Annotated in this window: 19 protein-coding genes; 13 read left to right on the plus strand and 6 right to left on the minus strand. The window is 33.6% G+C overall.

Translation table 11 applies throughout. From position 1 onward, the window contains the following. Positions 1 to 81: 81 nt before the first annotated feature. The gene (locus DM444_RS00630) at positions 82 to 711 is read left to right on the plus strand and encodes a DsbA family oxidoreductase (RefSeq protein ID WP_111283022.1); all 630 of its coding nucleotides are present in this window, start codon (positions 82 to 84) and stop codon (positions 709 to 711) included. Between the two features lie 86 nt (positions 712 to 797). On the opposite strand, the gene DM444_RS23980 is transcribed toward DM444_RS00630, so the two are convergent. Then, on the minus strand, positions 798 to 929 hold the full coding sequence (locus tag DM444_RS23980; RefSeq protein WP_262510489.1) for a hypothetical protein: 132 nt from the start codon (positions 927 to 929) through the stop codon (positions 798 to 800). 224 nt (positions 930 to 1,153) lie between these two features. Between DM444_RS23980 and DM444_RS00635 the strand changes: the two genes are divergently transcribed. The 6 genes from DM444_RS00635 (at position 1,154) to pdeM (ending at position 7,687) form a co-directional block, all read left to right on the plus strand. After that, complete coding sequence (locus tag DM444_RS00635) at positions 1,154 to 1,471, plus strand: hypothetical protein (RefSeq protein ID WP_111283024.1); 318 nt, start codon at positions 1,154 to 1,156, stop codon at positions 1,469 to 1,471. An 18-nt stretch (positions 1,472 to 1,489) separates the two neighbouring features. Further along, entirely contained in the window at positions 1,490 to 1,876 is a 387-nt protein-coding gene (locus DM444_RS00640) for a YidH family protein (protein ID WP_111283026.1), read from the plus strand. Between the two features lie 15 nt (positions 1,877 to 1,891). Further along, positions 1,892 to 2,896: a ligase-associated DNA damage response exonuclease gene (locus DM444_RS00645; protein WP_111283028.1), complete on the plus strand. Its 1,005-nt coding sequence runs from the start codon at positions 1,892 to 1,894 to the stop codon at positions 2,894 to 2,896. Between the two features lie 84 nt (positions 2,897 to 2,980). Continuing rightward, positions 2,981 to 4,582 carry an ATP-dependent DNA ligase gene (locus DM444_RS00650; protein ID WP_111283030.1) on the plus strand — a complete coding sequence of 534 codons (1,602 nt, stop codon included), beginning with the start codon at positions 2,981 to 2,983 and terminating at the stop codon, positions 4,580 to 4,582. Beyond that, positions 4,583 to 7,042 carry a ligase-associated DNA damage response DEXH box helicase gene (locus tag DM444_RS00655; protein WP_111283032.1) on the plus strand — a complete coding sequence of 820 codons (2,460 nt, stop codon included), beginning with the start codon at positions 4,583 to 4,585 and terminating at the stop codon, positions 7,040 to 7,042. 6 nt (positions 7,043 to 7,048) lie between these two features. Beyond that, the gene (gene pdeM / locus DM444_RS00660; protein WP_111283034.1) at positions 7,049 to 7,687 is read left to right on the plus strand and encodes a ligase-associated DNA damage response endonuclease PdeM; all 639 of its coding nucleotides are present in this window, start codon (positions 7,049 to 7,051) and stop codon (positions 7,685 to 7,687) included. Between the two features lie 169 nt (positions 7,688 to 7,856). On the opposite strand, the gene DM444_RS00665 is transcribed toward pdeM, so the two are convergent. The 3 genes from DM444_RS00665 to DM444_RS00675 are packed head-to-tail and all read right to left on the minus strand — an operon-like array spanning position 7,857 to position 9,268. Next, positions 7,857 to 8,378, minus strand: coding sequence for a hypothetical protein (locus DM444_RS00665; RefSeq protein ID WP_111283036.1), 522 nt, complete (start codon positions 8,376 to 8,378; stop codon positions 7,857 to 7,859). Beyond that, entirely contained in the window at positions 8,356 to 8,817 is a 462-nt protein-coding gene (locus DM444_RS00670; protein ID WP_162614889.1) for a hypothetical protein, read from the minus strand. Before DM444_RS00670 ends, DM444_RS00665 begins: the two co-directional genes overlap by 23 nt. Positions 8,818 to 8,821: 4 nt before the next feature. After that, complete coding sequence (locus tag DM444_RS00675; protein ID WP_162614890.1) at positions 8,822 to 9,268, minus strand: hypothetical protein; 447 nt, start codon at positions 9,266 to 9,268, stop codon at positions 8,822 to 8,824. 247 nt (positions 9,269 to 9,515) lie between these two features. Here DM444_RS00675 and DM444_RS00680 point away from each other — a divergent pair, with 247 nt between their 5' ends. The 3 genes from DM444_RS00680 (at position 9,516) to DM444_RS00690 (ending at position 12,742) form a co-directional block, all read left to right on the plus strand. Beyond that, complete coding sequence (locus DM444_RS00680) at positions 9,516 to 11,534, plus strand: sensor histidine kinase (protein ID WP_111283042.1); 2,019 nt, start codon at positions 9,516 to 9,518, stop codon at positions 11,532 to 11,534. A 4-nt stretch (positions 11,535 to 11,538) separates the two neighbouring features. Next, positions 11,539 to 12,279: a LytR/AlgR family response regulator transcription factor gene (locus DM444_RS00685; RefSeq protein ID WP_204251653.1), complete on the plus strand. Its 741-nt coding sequence runs from the start codon at positions 11,539 to 11,541 to the stop codon at positions 12,277 to 12,279. A gap of 133 nt (positions 12,280 to 12,412) precedes the next feature. Beyond that, the gene (locus DM444_RS00690; protein ID WP_095930035.1) at positions 12,413 to 12,742 is read left to right on the plus strand and encodes a DUF4870 domain-containing protein; all 330 of its coding nucleotides are present in this window, start codon (positions 12,413 to 12,415) and stop codon (positions 12,740 to 12,742) included. Between the two features lie 125 nt (positions 12,743 to 12,867). On the opposite strand, the gene DM444_RS00695 is transcribed toward DM444_RS00690, so the two are convergent. After that, positions 12,868 to 13,161, minus strand: coding sequence for a winged helix-turn-helix transcriptional regulator (locus DM444_RS00695; protein ID WP_111283045.1), 294 nt, complete (start codon positions 13,159 to 13,161; stop codon positions 12,868 to 12,870). A gap of 442 nt (positions 13,162 to 13,603) precedes the next feature. On the opposite strand from DM444_RS00695, the gene DM444_RS00705 reads away from it, so the two are divergent. Next, positions 13,604 to 15,958, plus strand: a complete 2,355-nt coding sequence (locus DM444_RS00705; protein WP_111283049.1) for a mechanosensitive ion channel family protein — start codon at positions 13,604 to 13,606, stop codon at positions 15,956 to 15,958. Positions 15,959 to 16,268: 310 nt separating this feature from the next. Next, entirely contained in the window at positions 16,269 to 16,829 is a 561-nt protein-coding gene (locus DM444_RS00710) for a phage tail protein (protein ID WP_111283051.1), read from the plus strand. 18 nt (positions 16,830 to 16,847) lie between these two features. Here the strand turns inward: DM444_RS00710 and DM444_RS00715 are convergent, their stop codons facing one another. Continuing rightward, a complete protein-coding gene (locus tag DM444_RS00715; RefSeq protein ID WP_111283053.1) occupies positions 16,848 to 17,855 on the minus strand; it encodes an SAM-dependent methyltransferase in 1,008 nt (335 codons plus the stop codon). A 94-nt stretch (positions 17,856 to 17,949) separates the two neighbouring features. Between DM444_RS00715 and DM444_RS00720 the strand changes: the two genes are divergently transcribed. Further along, on the plus strand, positions 17,950 to 20,729 hold a 2,780-nt coding region (locus DM444_RS00720; RefSeq protein WP_204251654.1), incomplete at its 3' end, for a beta strand repeat-containing protein.

The following is a 20,729-nucleotide window of genomic DNA, read 5'->3' on the forward strand; positions in this document are numbered from 1 at the left end:
CTTTGCGTTAAAAATTATACGCATAGTATATCAACTTGAAACTTGAAACTTGAAACAATTTTTTTTCCGTATTTTTGTAAAATGAAAATAGAAATTTGGTCGGACATCATGTGTCCGTTTTGTTATATCGGAAAAAGACAACTGGAAACTGCACTTGCGGTATTTCCAAATGATGAATTTGAAATCGAATGGAAAAGCTTTCAGCTTGACCCAACTATTACTTCTCAGCCTGATATGGACGTTTACACGTTCTTAGCAGAAAGAAAAGGAATGTCAATTGAACAATCTAAAGAAATGCACAAAGGTGTCGCAGAACGTGCCAAAAGCGTTGGTTTGGATTATAATTTTGATAAAGCTATTATTTCAAATTCTTTAAACGCACATAGAATCATTCAATTGGCTAAAACTAAAAATATAGGCGATCGAATGGAAGAAATTTTCTTTAAAGCTTATTTTACTGACGGGCAAGATTTAAACAACGGACAAACCTTAATTAAATTAGGAATCCAAGCTGGATTAGAAGAAAATGAAATTAGAGAAGTTCTAGAAAGCGAAAACTTATTTATTAAAGAAGTTGAATCAGATATTAAAGAAGCTGCCGAAATTGGTGTTCAAGGAGTTCCTTTCTTTGTCTTTGATCGTAAATATGCTGTTTCTGGCGCGCAGCCAATTGAAACCTTTGTAAAAACAATTCAAGAAGTTTTGAAATAAAACCTTAATTATAAAAACCTAAAAGCGTGCTGTTTATATTTAAACAGCACGCTTTTACTATTTAGTCTTTTTAATAAACTAAAAAATTAATGACCAGCTCTACCTTTTGAATCATTCGATTTTGTTGTAGTGCTTTTTCCTCTAGAACCAGATGTTGATTTTTGAGTTTTTCCAGAATCTTTCATTCCAGATTTCGAATCTTTTCTTGAAGTTTCCATAATGTTATAATTTTTTAAATTATTAATAGTACAAAGTTGCAAAATACGTAAGTGCTTATTTTACAGAATTATATTTCAGTTTTACAAAATGAGAATTAGACAAGAATAATCTAGAATTAAATCTTGTAAGATTAAAAGTAAATCCTATAATTTTTTTAAGCAGCTTATTTTCAAATTTGTATATATCAAAATTTAGAAAACTTTACTAATTTAAAATAGCAGCCATGAAAAAAGATGTCAACAGCCAAACTGCAAATTTGAATGATTTTAAATGCAGTAAACCCGATCATATTGATACAGCTCATGAAAATGAAGCGATGGATCAAGAATTTACTTCGGGACAAAATGAAGATGTTAACTATAAAAACCACTGTGATCATTCTTCTGATGATTGTTATGAAATTATAGAAAGTGGACTAAATTTAGCTGAAGATAATACTCCTTTTTCAAGTTATGACGACTCAAATCCTTATGACAGTTATAACTTAGATAATGAAGACAACAGATACGATTGTCCTCCTTATAGAAATTTTGAACACTAATAAACTTTAGAAATATTTATGTCGCCAAAAAATGATCAGGAAATTATGAACGAATACTTGTCTAATGAAAGAACTTTATTAGCTTGGCTTCGTACGGGAATTGGAATAATGGTTTTCGGATTTGTCGCGGTAAAATTTTCATTGTTTTTAAAACAACTTCCGGCTAAATATTTAGCAGAAACAGTTGCGCCAAAAAGTAATTTTACTATTTATCTGGGAATCGGATTATTGATTGCTGGCGCGTTGACAATTCTGCTGTCTTATCTACGTTACATTCACACAATCAAACTATTAAAAAAAGGAAAGTATCAATATTCAACCGCAATGCTTACCTTTATTACAATGATGCTGTTTGTACTAAGCATATCACTTATCGCCTACTTAATTATCGCAGCAAGCACATAAATTATCTAATTGAAAATGAATCCACCATTATTACAATTTAACGATAAAGGAATTTACTGCCAACAGGCGGATGTTTATCTTGATCCGTGGAGGCCTGTAAAAAATGCGATTATTACTCATGGGCATTCTGATCATGCGCGATGGGGACATCAAAATTACATCACACATTATTCTAACATTCCGATTATAAAATATCGTTTGGGCGAAATAAACGTTTCTGGCAAAAACTGGAATGAAACTTTTACCATAAACGGCGTAAAGTTTTCCTTTCATCCTGCGGGACATATTATTGGTTCAGCACAAATTAGAGTGGAATATAAAGATGAAATCTGGGTTTTTACAGGCGATTATAAAACAGAAAATGACGGAATTTCAGTTCCTTATGAAGTTGTAAAATGTCACTCTTTTATAACAGAATGCACTTTTGGGCTTCCTGCATTTAATTGGGAATCACAAAAAAATGTTATGACTGAAATTAATAATTGGTGGGCAGAAAATCGTGCAGAAGGGAAAACATCTGTACTTTTTGGATATTCTTTAGGAAAAGCACAGCGATTACTAAAATATCTTGACCCAAGTATTGGGACGATTTATACACACGGTGCTATAGAAAATATGACTAATGTTGTTCGTCAGTTAATCGATTTGCCTACAACTGTTCGAGTAACTCAAGAAACTAAAAAAGAAGATTTATTAGGGAATATTGTTCTCGCACCGCCAAGCGCACACGGAAGTACTTGGATTAGAAAAATGACACATTTTGTAACGGGAACTGCAAGCGGCTGGATGGCTTTTCGAGGCGCAAGAAGAAGACGTGCAGTGGACCGCGGATTTGTAATTAGTGATCATTGCGATTGGACTGGTTTACTAGAAAGCATTAAAGCAACTGGAGCAGAAAAAGTAATCTGCACACATGGATATTCTGATATATTTTCAAAATATCTTCGAGAATTAGGTTACGATGCCAGAACAGCAAACACTCAATTTGAAGGAGAAACCAATAATACAGATGAAGAATAATTGTAAAATGTAAAAAGTTAAATGTAAAAAGACCACATTTAACCTCTTCTCACATTTTACATCTAACATTTTACAACAAAAAAAATGAAAAACTTTGCCGAGCTTATAAAAACCTTAGATAGTTCTAATAAAACATCGGTAAAAGTTGATGCGTTGGCGAATTATTTCCTAAAGGCAAGTGATGAAGACAAAGTCTGGACGATTGCCATACTTTCTCATCGCCGTCCTCCTCGACCAGTTAACACTACTTTATTGCGTTTATGGGCAAATGAACTGGCTGGAATTCCGCAATGGTTATTTGAAGAAAGTTATCATATTGTGGGAGATTTAGCCGAAACAATTGCACTTGTTATTCCCACGACAAAAGAACACTCTGACAAAAGTCTAACGGAATTTCTTCAAGAAATCATTGCTTTAAAAAAGAAAGATGATTTAGAGAAAAAAGAATATTTGCAAACTAACTGGCTTAATTTGAATTATTATGAACGTTTTGTTTTCACGAAGTTAATAACGGGTAGTTTCAGAATTGGTTTAAGTCAAAAGTTGATGACGCGAGCACTTTCTAAAGCAGAAAATATTGATGAAGATACATTGGCGTATAAATTAATGGGCGATTGGAACCCGAATACAATTACATTTCAGGAATTGGTTTTGGATGAAAGAAGTAGTGATTATTTATCTAAACCTTATCCTTTTTATCTCGCTTATCCGATTGAAGGAGAACTCGAAAGTTTAGGAAATCCTGAAGATTGGAGCGCAGAACATAAATGGGATGGGATTCGTTCTCAAACGATTATTCGTGATAACGAAATTTACGTTTGGAGCCGTGGTGAAGAATTAGTAACCGATAAATATCCCGAATTTAATTCTTTCATCGGAATGATTCCAAACGGAACTGTGATTGATGGTGAGGTTCTTCCCTTCATAGACAATCAAATTGGGACATTTAACGATTTGCAAACCCGAATTGGACGAAAAAATGTATCAGCATCTGTTTTAAAAAATACTCCAGTTATTATAAAGGCTTACGATTTGCTCGAATGGCAGGGAAATGATATTCGAAATCTCCCTTACGAAGAACGTCGTATTTTATTAGAAGAATTGTTTACTTCATTAATTGGAAAAAATATTCCGTTACAGCTTTCCGAAAGAATCAATTTTTCTACTTGGGAAGAAATCACAAATGAAAGATTAAAATCTCGCGAAATGAAAAGCGAAGGTTTGATGTTAAAACGAAAAGATTCTCCTTATCTCGTTGGAAGGAAAAAAGGAGATTGGTGGAAATGGAAAATTGAACCTTTAGTAATTGATGCGGTTCTCACCTACGCCATGCGCGGTCATGGACGAAGATCAAATTTATTTACTGATTATACTTTCGCGCTTTGGCAAGAAAACGAAAATCAGGAACGCGAACTCGTCACTTTCGCGAAAGCGTATTCAGGCTTAACTGATGCTGAATTTAGAATGGTTGATGATTGGATTAAGAAAAACACATTAGAGCGATTTGGTCCTGTTAGAAGCGTTACACCAAAATTAGTTTTTGAGATTGGTTTTGAAGGCATTGCGCTTTCTAAAAGACATAAAAGCGGAGTTGCAACCCGCTTTCCTCGAATTTTAAGATGGCGTCACGATAAAAAAATAGATGAAGCCAATTCTATTGAAGATTTAAAAAATATGATTTTATAAATGAACAGAGAGCAGTTGTTTACAATCGCCAATAATTGGTTTAAAAGTCAGGGGTGGAAACCTTTTCCATTTCAAACCCAGACTTGGACTGCTTTTCTGCAAGGTAAAAATGGATTATTAAATGCGCCAACAGGAAGTGGAAAAACCTATGCGCTTTGGCTTCCCATCATTTTAAATTACATCAAAGAAAATCCGAATTACAAAACTAAACATAACTCAGGATTAAAAGCGATTTGGATTACGCCTTTAAGGTCTTTATCAGTCGAAATCAAACAAGCAGCAGAACGAGTTTTAACCGATTTAGATATTCCTATGACTGTTGGAATACGTTCTGGAGATACTTCTGCAACTGAAAGAGCCAAACAAAAAGATAAAATGCCCGATTTATTAATTACAACTCCAGAAAGTCTGCAATTGCTTTTGGCTACAAAAGGCTACGCCAATACATTTAAAAACTGCAGTTCGATTGTCATTGATGAATGGCACGAATTACTTGGAACAAAACGTGGCGTTCAAATAGAATTGGCTTTATCTCGATTAAAAAAGATTGCCGAAAATTTACGTATTTGGGGAATTTCAGCCACAATTGGAAATCTTCAGCAAGCTCAGGAAGTTTTACTTGGAGTTGAGTCTGAAGCTTATCAGAACTCGGTTTTAATTAAAGCAGTAATTCATAAGAAAATAAAAGTAGTTTCCATTATTCCCGAAAAAATGGATACCTATCCGTGGCGCGGACACATGGGATTGCATTTAATTGATGAAGTTGCTAAAATTATCAAAGCCAGTAAAACTACTTTAATTTTTACAAATGTGCGTTCAGCCTGCGAAATCTGGTATCAGCGATTATTAGAAAAATATCCTGAATTTGCTGGCGAAATGGCGATGCATCATGGAAGTATAGACAGAGAAACCAGACTTTGGGTAGAAAATGCCATTCGAAATGAAGAATTAAAAGTCGTAGTATGCACTTCAAGTCTAGATTTGGGCGTAGACTTTGCTCCAGTTGAATCGATCATTCAGGTGGGTGGACCAAAAGGTGTTGCACGTTTTATGCAACGAGCTGGACGAAGCGGACATCAGCCTGGAAAAGAAAGCGTTATTTATTTTCTTGCTACTCACGCCATTGAATTGATAGAAGCTTCGGCATTAAAAAAAGCGGTTGAAAATAGTGTAATCGAAGATCGTATCCCTTATTTAAATAGCTGGGATGTTTTAGTTCAATATCTTAATACTTTAGCTGTTTCTGACGGATTTTATCCTAATGAGATTTTCAAACAAATTCAAGGAACCTTTAGTTATCAAACTATCACAACAGAAAACTGGAATTGGATTTTAAACTTTATAACTCAAGGAAGTCAAAGTCTTCATGCTTATGACGAATTCAAAAAAGTAGAAATTGACGAAAACGGCTGTTATAAAATCAATAGCAGAATGATTGCCATGCATCATAGAATGCAGATTGGAACTATTGTGGGAGATGCCGTAATGAATGTGAAATATGTAAGCGGCGGTTATATCGGAACTATTGAAGAATGGTTTATTTCGAAATTAAAACCTGGCGATACTTTTATTTTCGCTGGAAAAAAACTCGAATTGTTCAAAATTAGAAACATGCAGGTTTTGGTAAAAAAAGCAAGTCCGAAGAAAGAATCAAAAATTGCGAGCTGGATGGGCGGCCGTTTGGCTTTATCTTCTCAAATGAGTGAATTGCTCCGAAAAGAATTATATCGTGCCAATACCGATAATCTTTCAGCAGAATTAAAAGTTTTACAACCATTATTTCAAAGACAGCGAAAAGAATCTATTGTGCCAAGTTCAGATGAATTTCTAATTGAAACTTTCAAAACTCGAGAAGGATTTCATGCAATTTTTTATCCTTTTGAAGGTCGTTTTGTACACGAAGCTTTGGCAAGTTTATTGGCTTTTAGAATTAGTTTATTGCAATCCATAACTTTTTCTTTGGCTTATAATGATTATGGCTTTGAATTGCTTTCGGATCAGGAAATTAATATCGAAGCGGTTTTAGATAATAATCTATTTTCAACTGAATATGTGCATCATGATTTGCAAAAAAGTTTAAATTCGACTGAAATGGCACGAAGAAAATTTAGAGATATTGCTGTAATTTCTGGATTAGTTTTTACAGGTTTTCCAGGAAAAATGGTTAAAACGAAACATTTACAAAGCGGTTCACAATTATTGTTCGAAGTTTTCAGAGATTTTGAACCAGATAATTTATTATTGCATCAAGCATATCGAGAAACATTCGAACATCAATTGGAAGAAGGACGTCTAATTTTAGCTTTAGAAAGAATTGCAAATCAAAAAATAATCTGGAAACAATGTTTAAAACCAACTCCTTTCAGTTTTCCAATTATTACAGATCGATTACGAGAGAAATTGTCGAGTGAAACTTTGGCTGAAAGAATCCAAAAAATGACCGCTTCTTATATGAAGTAACTGCTTATGAAAATTCAAATAAAAGACGAAACCTTTATACTTCATCCAAGTGGAGCTGTTTTTTGGGAATCTAAAAAAATCATTATTATTTCTGATGTTCATTTAGGAAAAGTGACGCATTTTAGAAAATACGGAATTGCAATTCCACAAAATGCAATTTCTGAAAATTTTAGAAAAATCACTGATGTTTTAGACTATTTTGAGCCTGAAAAAATAATCTTTTTAGGTGATTTATTTCACAGCTCAAAAAATGCAGAATGGGATTTGTTTGAAAAGTGGCTTTCTAATCATAATCAAGAAACCTATTTGATAACAGGAAATCACGATATTATTGATGAAAAACACTATAAATCTATTAGCGTTATAGTTATTGAAATGCTAGAAATAGAAGGTTTTTTCTTCACGCATCATCCAACAGAAAAAGACAATTTGTTTAATTTTTCTGGACATATCCATCCTGGAATAATTCTCCGTGGATTAGGACTGCAAAGTTTAAAATTGCGTTGTTTTTTTCAAAAACCGAATCAAATGATTCTGCCAGCTTTTGGAGAGTTTACAGGAAAGTTTATTTTAAAACCAAAATCAGATCATCATATTTTTGCTATTGCTGGAAATGAAGTTATTATGATAAATAAAAACAATTGAGGCAGTCTATTTAATTTATTTACAGTATTATAAAAAAGAAAATCTAAAGTATCTATTGAATTATCTCCAGCTCTCACTAGAGATAATTTAATAGATATTTTTCGTCTGCAGCATTGGCATCTGCCCTAACCTTTTAGTCTGCGTGAAAAAAAAGTCACATCTTATCGAATTAATTATTGCGATTGGAATTTACATTTTCTTGAAGCTTACCGATTTTTACTAAAATCAGATTCTCGTACGCATCTTGCCTTTCGTCGCTTTTTCTCCCTGAACTAAATCCTTCACTAATTCTATAATTCTTAACAAACTGGCTTTTCTTTGCTCCTAAAGCATAATGCCAGCTTCCCATTTCTGATTGAACAAAAATTATGGCTTCATCCAGATTCATTATTTTCTTTTTTGAAATTAACGGACTTGTTTTATAAACGGCATTATTACGAGCATCAAACGTAAACCGAATTTTAGAAGCTATTTGAATATCATATAAAAAATGAATCAAAAAGTATACTAAGAATATACCAATCACCCAACGCATTTCTTCTCCTAGATCATTAAAAAACAATAGTAAAGCTATTACTCCTGCCGTTATTCCAGCCAAAAACCACCATGATTGATCTAGTGATGGCTTTTGCGGATTTAATGAAAATGAATGAAGCGTTTCTTCGATGTTATATCTTTCTCGAATGTTCATCTAAAATTTCATTAATTTCATTAATCAAATTCTGCATGGATCTAGCTGTAAAACCTTGGGCAATTCCAGTGCATCTCTCCTTGTTATCTTTTCTGTAATAAAGATTTAAGCAAACGTTTGTTGTAATAAAATTATGTCTGACTTTGACCACTTCAAAATTAAGAAAATCAGCAATCGGAATCAGAACGGGTTTGTTAATCAATCCGTTTTTTATTCTAAACTCCTTTCTGTCAAGATCAATACTAAATCCTTCCTGCCAAATCGAAATAAAGCATATAACAGCCAAGACTCCAAAAATGCCAATTACTGCATTATTTTTATAATAAATTCCTCCAATAGTAAAAGCAATCATGCCTAATACCACAATTAGACCAAAGCCGTACTGTCTTTTCATGACATACAGATTTTCTTCTTTTGTGAATTTCTTAAGTTCATTCATTTTTCTACTCAATTTTAACGCCATCAATAATCAGAGAATCACAAAGAAGTGAGATGTAAGAACTAGTATAATCGGCAGTTAATTGATCGCTTAAAGAATCAATTCTTCCTTTTGTAAAATCAAATTTTCTCGTAGGAAGCTTTCCAAATGTATCGATCATTGTAATCTGACCATCAACCCCTGCTTTGTTTTTCATAAATACAGCCAGCAAGGCAATATCTTGTTTCTCAAAATCAAGAGAAAAATAGTAATTGTTTTTTATCTCAGATTCTGTTCCAATGGCTGTAGATTTTGTAAAAGAAAATGTAGCAGATCTTAATACCGCTTTTGTGGTTTTGTTACCATCTTTCAAAGCGATTTCTATTTTAATGCGTTTATCTTCTTGCCCATAACTTAATGATGATATAAAAAGGCAAGCGATCATTAGCAATGTAAAAAAATTCCTATTCATAATTTTATAGTTTTAAAAATAATTTATACCAGCAAGATTACTACTAAGATCAACTTGCTACAATTCGAAATTGGCAAATGGATGCTTTAGATTTTTATTTGGTAATTCTATGCCAGTATCGAGAAAAAGCTCTTTTTAGCGGCTTCTACACATAGACTTTACGAAGGTTTTTCTTGTCCAATTTGCAGGGAGTTTTTTTTGGTCAGTCTATTTTCAATTTGTATTTTGGCCTTAATTACCACAATATATGCACGAAAAAACTACTTTAAATCAGATCAAAAAAAGGGAAACGAAATGGTTGTTCTCGTTTCTTTTTTTGGTTTTCATCACCCCTATAAATGCACAAATTTCGGCAGTCGAAAAGATTGCATCCTATGGATATTCTAAACGTTTTTCTGATTCATCTGCCAGTAAAAAAATTCAGCAGCAAGCTCTTGCTTTAGCCAAGAAAAAAAAGAATATCGACGATGAAGTTATTTGTTATTCGTATCTCGCTCTTACACAAAGGCGTTTATTGCATTTAAAAGAATTTACTCGCTATGCAGACACTGCTTATATTTTAGCTAAAAAAAGCAACAAAATAAGAGTTAAAGCTTTTGCTTCTCTAGCAATGGGAAATTTAAAGTCATATATAGATGACAAACCTCAGGCCATCGACCATTTACTGCATTCTTATACGCTTTTCTCAAAAATAGATGCTCATGATCAATGTGCTAAAATTGCGGCCGATATATCGTATCTATTTTCTCCAGCATCGCCAGAAAAGGTTCATAAATATGCGCAAGAGGCTCTTGAACATGCTTATAAAGCAAAAGATCCAGAAAGTAAATTGTATGCAAGATTGGCTTACGGAGGTTATTTGACCGATAAACTCGAATCTGGAACAGAGAAAGATTGGCAAAAGACTTTAGATTTTTTAAAAACTACAGTGGCACTTGCCGAAAAAGAATCTTTTGATATCATTAGCAAAAGCAACATCGGAATCGCTTACATCAATCTGGCAGATCTTTATTCTAAAGGTCCGAAACCAATTAATGAAACTGCCTTGCTTGATAACCTTGAAAAAGCTACAGCAATTGCCAAAAAATACAATATTAAAATCATTTACAGAAGCGCTATAGGCCTTCAAGGTTTTTATTATACTGAAAAAGGAAATTATGTAAAAGCCGAAATGCTTTTTATTGAAGGGATAAAATACCAGCTTAGCCTACCTTACACCGATAATTATTTATTAGCTACCTTTTACAATTGCTTAAAAGAAGTTTCTGTAAAACGTCATGATTTTGAAGCGTATTATGGATACGATACATTGTTCACGAAATACAATCAGTTAAAATATAATGAAACCACTCAAAAACTTTTGCAAAATGCAGATGCCAGATTTGAGTCTACAAAAAAAATGGAGCGCATAAAACAGCTTGAATTGGAAAATGAACTGGAGCAGCAAAATAAACTTTTAGGTTATGGAATTGCTGGAGTTTTATTGCTTGGACTTGTTTTTATGTTTCGTTCTTACTATTTCAGGCAACGTTATTATTTAAAACGTGAAGAAATTTTAAAACAAGAACAAACCAACAGTGAATTGAAGCTGCAATTAATGGAAAAAGAAACCATTGAAAACCTTGCAACCAGACTTTCGTTAGAAAGAAGATTATTGCGTTCTCAAATGGATCCGCATTTTATATTTAATGCTTTGGGGAATATTCAGAGTATGATTTTGCAGAAAGATACGATTCCGGCGGTTTCTTATTTAAATAAATTTGCCAAACTCACACGCCAGATTCTAGAACAATCAAGAAAGGAAAACATTTCCTTAGAAGAAGAAATCAGTACTTTAAAAAATTACATCGAATTGCAGCAATTGCGTCTTAATAATAGTTTCGAATATGCTATTGTTTGTGACGAATCTGTTGAAGAAGACATTCTTATTCCGCCACTTTTGATTCAGCCTTTTATTGAAAATGCTGTTGAACACGGATTAAAACCAAAAACAAAAGAAGAAAAAGGTCTATTGCAAATTAATTTCTCACAGCAAACACAAGAAAAAAATCTAATCTGCACTATAAAAGACAACGGAATCGGACTTACAGCTTCGAGAAAATTGAAAACAAACGAAAACCATAAATCTCTTTCTACCACAATTACTGATGAAAGATTAGCAAAAATGCAAAAAGACCATCCGTATGCTGGTTTTCAGGTTTTAGAGCGCAATGCAGACAACGGAGAAACGGGCTGCATTGTTATTATTAATATTCCAATATTGTAAAAAAATGTACAAAACTATTATTATAGAAGACGAACAACGCATTCGCGAAGCTTTATCCATTATGTTGGAAATGGTTGCTCCAGAAGAAATTCAGATTATCGCTTACGCGGAAAGTGCTGAAGAAGCTGTAAAATTAATTGACCGCATGCAGCCGGATTTGGTTTTTATGGATATTATGCTTCAAAATGGAACTGGGTTTGATGTTCTAAAACAAATTTCCTTCAACTCTTTTCATCTTATTTTTACAACCGCTTACGAACAGCACGCCATTAATGCTTTCAAATACAGCGCAATAGATTATCTGCTAAAACCAATTGATCCAGATGAACTTAGAACTGCAATTGAAAGGATTTCGCTTTTGCAAGAAAGAGTTTTAGAAAAACAGCAATTAAACGAATTGCAAAATAACCTTACCAAAACTCCAGACCGTATCATATTGCCAACTCAAGAGGCTATGTATGTAGTTAAATTAGAACAAATTATAAGATGTGAAACTTCTGGTTCTTACACCACTTTCTTTTTGACCGATGGCCGAAAAATTATGGTTTCTAAACCTTTAAAAAATTATGAAGATTTACTGGAGCCTCCAATGTTTTTTCGCGTTCATCAATCGCATTTAATCAATGTAAATTCGATTGTAAGCTATTCTCGCGAAGGAATGGTTCATATGAATGACAAATCTGTTGTGCCTATTTCGCGAGGAAAAAAAGAGCAATTTTTCAAATTAATGAAAGAAGAAATTTAACCTTTTGAAAAACACATTTTACCTCTTACCCATTTAAATCTAACCAATACCAATCAAAAAGCACAGTAGACAAAGTAACTATTTCGGGTCCTATTCCTAGTTTCTATTTTTGACCCAATAAATAACTTAAACTATGAATAATAAAACCCTTTCTATTCTTAGCTATGTCACTATTATTGGTTGGATTATAGCTTTTGTTAAAAGTAAAGATTTAACACCTAAAAGTGATTTGGTGAGATACCATTTAAAACAAGGATTCGGAATTTTTCTGGTTTCTTTAGTCGTAAATGTTGCTTTGTCTATTATTGTAACTATCGTTCCAGCGCTTTACTTTTTAAGCTATATTGGATACGTTATTTTTATTTTATGGATTTTCGGAATCATAAATGCCGCTAACGAACAAAAGAAACCAATTCCGTTAGTTGGACAAGTTTTTGAAGATAAATTCAGCTTTATTGATTAATCAGTCTTGCTTTTTTTAGCTGACGTTTTTATTTTTTGGATGTAGGAGATGATTCTCAGAGAACATCAGTGGCTATGGTAGCACTGAATAGTATTTGAGGATCTTTCTATTTTAAAAATAAAAATTTATGCCAACCCTTCCAACTGCTGAAAAACTGGAATCAAGGCTTTTCCCTTTTCTGTCAAATTATATTCGATATGAAGAGGCTTCAACTTAATCGTTACTTTTTCTAAAAGCCCTTCTTCTTCCAATTCTTTCAAAGCTGTTGCTAAAGATTGTTTGTTTGATCCCTGAATTTGTCTTAGTAAACTATTAAATCGCAATGGCGCTTCTAAAGCTAAACGGAAAATTTCAGCTTTCCATTTTCCTGAAAGCATTTTTAAAAGTCTTTGCGCTGGACAAGTTTCTGCTTCTTCCATATTTTTTTAGGTAGTCAAAAAAATCTGACTTATTGTTTTAAACTGTTTTTTGATTAAAATTTGTGAGAATTCTTAAGTAAAAATATAAAATGAAAGTAAAGAAACCAAGCGAAATGACTAATGAAGAACTAATTAAAATCGAGAAAGCTATTAAAGTTTTGATCACTTTTTTAATCGTCTTAACTATTATACTACTATTAATTATTAGCATTTTATTCCTCAAGAAGGATTTCAGCCCTTTAATAGTCCTTCCCTTTTCCTTAACTCCAATTATTATTATCAATTCTAATTCATTAAAAGAAATAAAAAAAGAAATTGCTTTTAGAGAGCTCAGATAAAATCACAAAATGAAAGGTTATAAGGTTTTTAAATTTAATTTTTCTTAACCGAAAGTTCTTTAAAAAAAATTAAATTTGGACTCCCTAAATAAGCCATTCACATTATGATTTTTCAAAAAAGAACTTTTTATTTTATCCCCTTAGTTTTATTTCTTTTTTTCTCTCAGTTTAATTATGCTCAAGGGCAAAAAACAGTAAAAAAAGAAAGTCGCGGAAGACTATTCAACGACACTACAGCCACAGACAGTGATTACTTAATGGCAATTGAAAAAGCCGGAGAAGTATTAGAATCCGCTTACAACGACATTGATTTTGCAGGTGATACTCATCATCTTTTTGGCGAAATGAAACGTACAGAAAGCAAACTAGATTTAATTTTAGCTAGTTTAAAAGGCGCTAATCCGAATGTGCGAAATCAACAGATGTACCGCATTGTACTTCAAGAAATCCAACAAGAATTAGAAGAACAGAATAAAGCAATTAATGCTCGAAATCTAAATCTTGAAAACATCAAAAAACGTGTTATTGATCTCCGTAAAGACAAAACTTTAATTACTTTAATAAAAGATACTATTCGTCGTAAGCAGTTTAAGAAAGAGTTTGGAAATCTTAGAAAAAGATACGTTGCAACAGATAGTTTGATGACTAAAAATCAGACTACTTTAAACAATAAAAAGAGACTTACTGTACAACGAAAAATTTCGGTTTCGAATGCTTTAGTTGCTGTTGAAAGTAAATTGGAGAAATCTGGAATCAGTATTTTCAAAAAAGAATATCCTTCTTTATGGCAAATAAATGATTCTGCTGCTAAGAAAAGAGTAACGCATAACATTGGAGCAAAAATTATCATTGAAGAAAATGTTGCTGCATATTATCTTGGTTACAAAGCTGGCGGACTTATTACACTGTGTTTCTTCATGGGACTTTTATTTTGGTACATTTCCCGAAATATGAAATACATTAAGGTAAACGGTTATGCTGAAAACCTTTTGCTTTTAAACTTTAAATATTTAAACCGAGGCATTTTATTGCCAGTTTTGGTCATTGCTTTAAATATTGCTGTAGTTACTAATTTGTATGCTCCTGCTCTATTTTTAGAATTGATTCAGCTTTTCTTGCTTGGAGTTTTAATTTTCCTTTTCAAAAACCAATGGTCTGGAGTTGCCATGAGAAACTGGCTTTACCTTTTAGGATTGTTCTTTGCACTTTGCTTTTTGGATCTATTTATCACAATCGGATTATTACAGCGTGTTGCTTTCGTTGCAATTAATGTTTTAGGAATTCGCTATGGTTTGGTTCAGATTAAAACACTTAAAGAAGAACTTTATATAAAAGGCTTTTTTAAATGGGCAAGTATCCTTTTTATCGGATTGAATGGTTTGTCTATTCTTTACAATTTATTTGGTAGAGTTTCGCTTTCTAATATGCTTAGTCTTACAGCTTTTATTTCACTTACTCAAATTGTTGCTTTAAGTGTTCTTTTGAAGATTATTCTAGAGATTATTTTACTTCAAATTTATACTACTAGAGTAAAAAGAGGAATCGAAAAAATGTTTGATTACGAAAGTTTATCAGACAATCTTAAAAAGCCTTTTATCATTGTAATTAGTTATATGTGGCTAATTGTAATTGCATCAAATTTGAATATTTGGGAGTCGCTTCGAGGTTCTTTAACTAAGTTGTTAAGTCATCCAAATACTATTGGAAGCATTACGTTTACACTTGGAAATATTGTTTTATTCTTTATTATTATATGGGCTGCACACTTATTACAGAAATATGTTGCTTATTTCTTTGGTGAAATTGATGATGAAAACGAAGAAAATATCAATAAAAGACAACATTCAAAATTACTTATTACCCGTCTAGTTGTTTTAATAAGTGGTTATCTGCTTGCAGTTGCAGCTTCTGGAATGCCATTAGATAAATTGAGTATTCTTTTAGGAGCATTAGGTGTCGGTGTTGGACTTGGACTTCAGAACATTGTAAACAACTTCGTTTCGGGTATTATCTTAATTTTTGATAAACCAATTCAAGTTGGTGATGTTGTCGAAATTAGTTCAGAATCTGGTCGTATTAAATCGATGGGACTTCGAACTACTAAAATTAATGCTCCAAACGGTGCCGAAATCATTATTCCGAATGGTAATTTATTGTCTCAAAATATTACCAACTGGACGTATACAGATAATTTCAAGTTAGTTGAAGTTACTTTTGAAATTAACGGAGAAACAATTCCTGAAGAAATTAATACAATTGTAAATGAAACACTGGCAAATCTTCCGCTAGTGAACAACGAAAAACCATCTCAAATTTATTACAGTTCAATTTCTGATGGAAAGTATAAACTTCTTATTAAATTCTGGTGCAGTATATATCGAACAGAAGAAACGATAAGTTCAGCACGACAGGAACTTTATGTTAGTTTCAAAAATAAAGGTTTGAATTTTTCAAGTTAAAATTTAAAAAGGCGGTAAGTGATTACCGCCTTTTTTATTGCTTAAACTTTGAAGAGAACATGACTTCACGTAAAGGATAATTCTAAAAATATTCTCTGACATAAATTGAATGTTTTTTAAGATATTGTATTAAAAATGTTACAAAAAAGAACTTTTTACGAAAACACGTAAAAACCCCTATTCTTAAACAATTTATATACAGTAATTTAGCTTTGTAGTAAAATACGGTCAGATCAATCATGCATGAAAAAAAATCTGTCAAATTATTTAAAACTAAAAAGCTAACATTAACTATTAAATCTTAAAAACTATGCAAGATGAATACATTGGAGTAATTAAAATTTTTGCGGGAAATTTTGCTCCTAGAGGTTACATGTTTTGTGCAGGACAATTAATTGCTATTTCACAAAACCAAGCTTTATTTGCAATTCTAGGCACTACTTATGGTGGAAATGGTACTACTAACTTTGCCTTACCTAATTTGCAAGGTACTGTACCAATTGGGCAAGGAACCAGTAGAAGTGGTGAAGTATATACTATTGGCGAAACAGCAGGTGCTACAACTACAACACTTTTAGTAAATAATTTGCCTGCGCACATACATACTGGAGCTAGTAAAATTTCTGTAAGTAGCGCACAAGCTACAGATTCTACACCAGTAGATGGTGCTTCAATTGCTACTCCAGGACAGCTTGTTTCAAGAACTTTTTCACCAACACTAGGCTTTGCAACATCAACACCAAGTGTGAATTTAAATAGTAACGTTATTACTGCTCCAACTGGCAATAATGTTCCTGTAAATAACATGCAACCCTATTTAGCAATCAATTACATTATTTGTGTTGAAGGAGTTTTCCCTCCAAGAAATTAATGAAAAAATGTAGTAGCACTATTTTAATTGATAGGACCATTTAGGTATTTCACTAAAATCATATACTAATTTAATCTCTGAATAATCTTTAATACCGTACATAGACACTAGACAATAAGGATTTGTAATATAAGATTCAGCTGTCTGTAATTCTATATCTTCAAAAATTTTGATTTCGGTAAAAAGACAAACATCAGGGTAATTTTCAAAAATATCTGGCAGGGTATAAAAAGTACTTTCTATTCTAGAATTACTGTTTTCTCTCTCAAAATGTTCTTTGTTTATTGTAAATAATCTATCTACAAATACCTTATGAGGATAGGGCTGCATTTCTTTGTAGCCCTTTACTTCGTTTACGTTTACTCTAAGGCTTTGCTCATAATCAAAAAAAGTATAAGCTAAATCAATTCTAATTTCTTGCGGAATAAATATTGCTTCACAAGGAAGTTGTTTAATTATATTCCCGCTTATGGCAATTTGAGGTTCTCTTGTAAGAGCATAATGCATGGTCTCAGAAATAGCAAGATCTACTTTAAAATCATCTGGTATTTTATAAGTAATTGCATTGGTTTCTATCATTTGAAGATTATAATCTTCAAGTCCAATTGTAGATACAAGATTTTGAACTGATTCTAATGATGAACGATTAATATCAATTAAAACAACGCTAATTCTTCCTTTATCGAATAATGGCAATAAAGGAAGAATTAATGTTGCATATGGTCCACAGCCTGCATAAAGTATATTAATACTCTTTTCTGGTGAATTAATAAAAAGTCTTGTTAAGGCCTTATGAATGCCTTTTATAAAAGAAACTGTTCGAAGGTAATCATCAACACAGTCTGCTGCACCTGAGCTCGATAAAGCTACACCTCCATTTACAAGTGTTTCATTGTCATCTGAATGAGTACAGCTAATAATATTTTTATAAAAACATGAAAGTTGTTGAGCAGATTCTAACTGCTCGCTAACAGTATTTGAGTCTATGATAGATTTAACAATGATCGTGAGTTCTTGTTTATACATATTAAAAAACTTTATTAATGCTTTTTTAAGTCTGAAATATAAGTCAAAAAGATAATGTTACAATACCAAATAGATAATTAAATATCAGAAAATTATGAAAAAACTCTACCTACTAATAACGCTGCTTTTTTTTGCTATTCAGCATATAAACGCGCAAACTTTTACCGAAACTTTTGAAAGCGCCACTGCCGATGTTGCAAACTTTACATCCAATGGCAAAACTTTTAATCTAACTTCTCCTTTTGATTTTAAAGTAGCTTCATTTCCAGGCCTTGGTTATAATGCTACTCCAAATTTTATTCAGGTCTCCGATCCGCTACTTCCTGGCGCAATGGGGCAAACTGGTGTTATTACTGCCGCATCTGGCTCCTTTAAAGTGAGTAGTTTTTGGTTCTATGTATCAGGAAATGCTGAAGTTGATCCTGGTGTAACTAATGGCGGAGGTGCTGGTAGTATAACCTTTAGAGGAAAACTTGCAGGAAACACCGTATTTACTGTAGTTAGAAACACCACTGGTGCAGATACAGGATTTGCTTTACCTGGAAACGGTTTTACATTAGTTAATTTTGCCACTGAAGGCGGTTCGAATAATACTAACCAAGTTATTGATCAATTAGAAATTCAATTAAGCAGTAATTACGACTATTTTGCTATTGATAATTTTACATTTGCTAATGGAGTTACTACTCCAACAGTAACAACAAATACTCCTGTAACAAATTATGGTGCAGTTACAGCTACATTAGGTGGTTCAAATACTGATGGTGGTGATACAGTACTTAATAGAGGTATTGTCTGGTCATTAACAACAAATCCAGTAATAAATGGTCCAGGTGTAACACAAGTAGCAGGAACTGCGGGAACTGGTGCTTTTACCATTCCTGTAAGTTCACTTCCCTCAGGGACTACAATATATTATAGAGCCTACGCAACAAATTCAGCTGGAACTGGATATGGAAATACTGTTTCGTTTACAACCAATGCTGCCCTATCTGCTACACAATCGCAAACAATTGCTTGTAACGGCACTAATAATGGAACAGCAACAGTAACTCCCTCAGGAGGGAAATCACCTTATACATATGCATGGTCCAATAGTACTACAGCAGCAACAGCAATAGGTTTAGCTTCAACTAATTATTCTGTTTTAATAACAGATAGTGAGGGGACTTCGATATCTAAAAACTTTACAATAGCTCAGAACTCAGCTATCTCAGGATCAACTACTATTGGTAATGTATCCTGCAATGGAGGAAATAATGGTTATATAGATCTTACCCCTACGGGAGGCGGCGGATCATATACTTATAATTGGGGAGGTGGAATAACAACCCAAGACAGAACAAACCTTACAGCAGGTACATATTCTGTTACCATTACCGACTCCAACAATTGTAGCCAGACAATAAACAATATAGTAGTTGGCCAGCCAGCTGCAGTACTTGGCGGAACAGCAATTCCTACTAATGTGCTTTGTAACGGAGGAAATACTGGAGCTATTAATCTTACTCCAACTGGAGGAACTACTCCTTATACATTCTTATGGAATGATGGAATAACTACAACTGAAGACAGAACAGGACTTACAGCAGGCATATATTCAGTTACCATTACAGATGCTAACTCATGCCAAATAGTTGTCAGCAATATTCCTGTAACCCAACCTCCAGTAATAACCGGATTAGGAACCATAACACATATTGCATGCAATGGAGGAAATACTGGAGCTATAAACTTTACTCCTAGCGGTGGTGTCGGTCCTTACACATACTCTTGGAGTGATGGACCAACTACAGAAGACAGAACAGGGCTTACTGCAGGCACATATACAGTTACAGTAACTGATGCTAATTCATGTTCAAGAACATTATCTGGCTTTACAGTTAATCAACCTGCTTCTGCGCTTGGTGGAACTGCGGTACCAACCAATGTTTCATGTTTTGGGGGATCTAATGGAGCCATTAACCTTACACCAACAGGCGGTCAACCTCCATATACTTATAACTGGGTGGGAGGTGCATCTACCGAAGACAGAACTGCACTTATCGCAGGCACATATGCCGTTACTATTACTGATAACAATGGTTGCACAGCAACAGTAAGCAATATTACAGTAGGCCAGCCTGCAGAAGTTTTAAGTGCTGCATCTGGAGGAGGCAAAACAGATGTATCCTGCAATGGAGGCGCTAATGGAACTGCAACGGTTGCACCAACTGGAGGAACTTCAGGTTATACTTATTCTTGGGATACAAATCCGGTACAAACAACTGCCACAGCAACAGGACTTACTGCAGGCACTTATACTGTGACGGTAACCGATGCTAATGCATGTCAAACCACTAGAAGTTTTACTATTGACCAACCTGCAGCAGCTTTAAGCGCTGTATCAGGAGGAGGCAAAACGGATGTGTCCTGCAATGGAGGCGCTAATGGAACTGCAACAGTTGCGCCAACTGGAGGAACTCCAGGTTATACTTATTCTTGGGATACAACTCCTGTCCAAACAACTGCTACAGCAACAGGACTTACTGTTGGTATTTATACTGTGACGGTAACCGATGCTAATGCATGTCAAACCACTAGAAGCTTTACCATTAATCAGCCTCCAGTGTTAAACGCAGCAATTGGAGGAGGCAAAACAGATGTGTCCTGCAACGGAGGAGCTAATGGTACTGCAACAGTTGCGCCAATTGGAGGAACTCCTAATTATTCTTATTCTTGGAATACATCTCCTGTCCAAACAACTGCTACCGCATCAGGACTTTCTGCCGGCACTTATACGGTAACAGTAACTGATGCGAACGGATGCCAAGCCACTAGAAGCTTTACCATATCTGAACCATCAGCCCTTACAATAGCGCCAAGCCAGACCAA

The organism is Flavobacterium ginsenosidimutans (assembly GCF_003254625.1).
Classification (GTDB): domain Bacteria; phylum Bacteroidota; class Bacteroidia; order Flavobacteriales; family Flavobacteriaceae; genus Flavobacterium; species Flavobacterium ginsenosidimutans.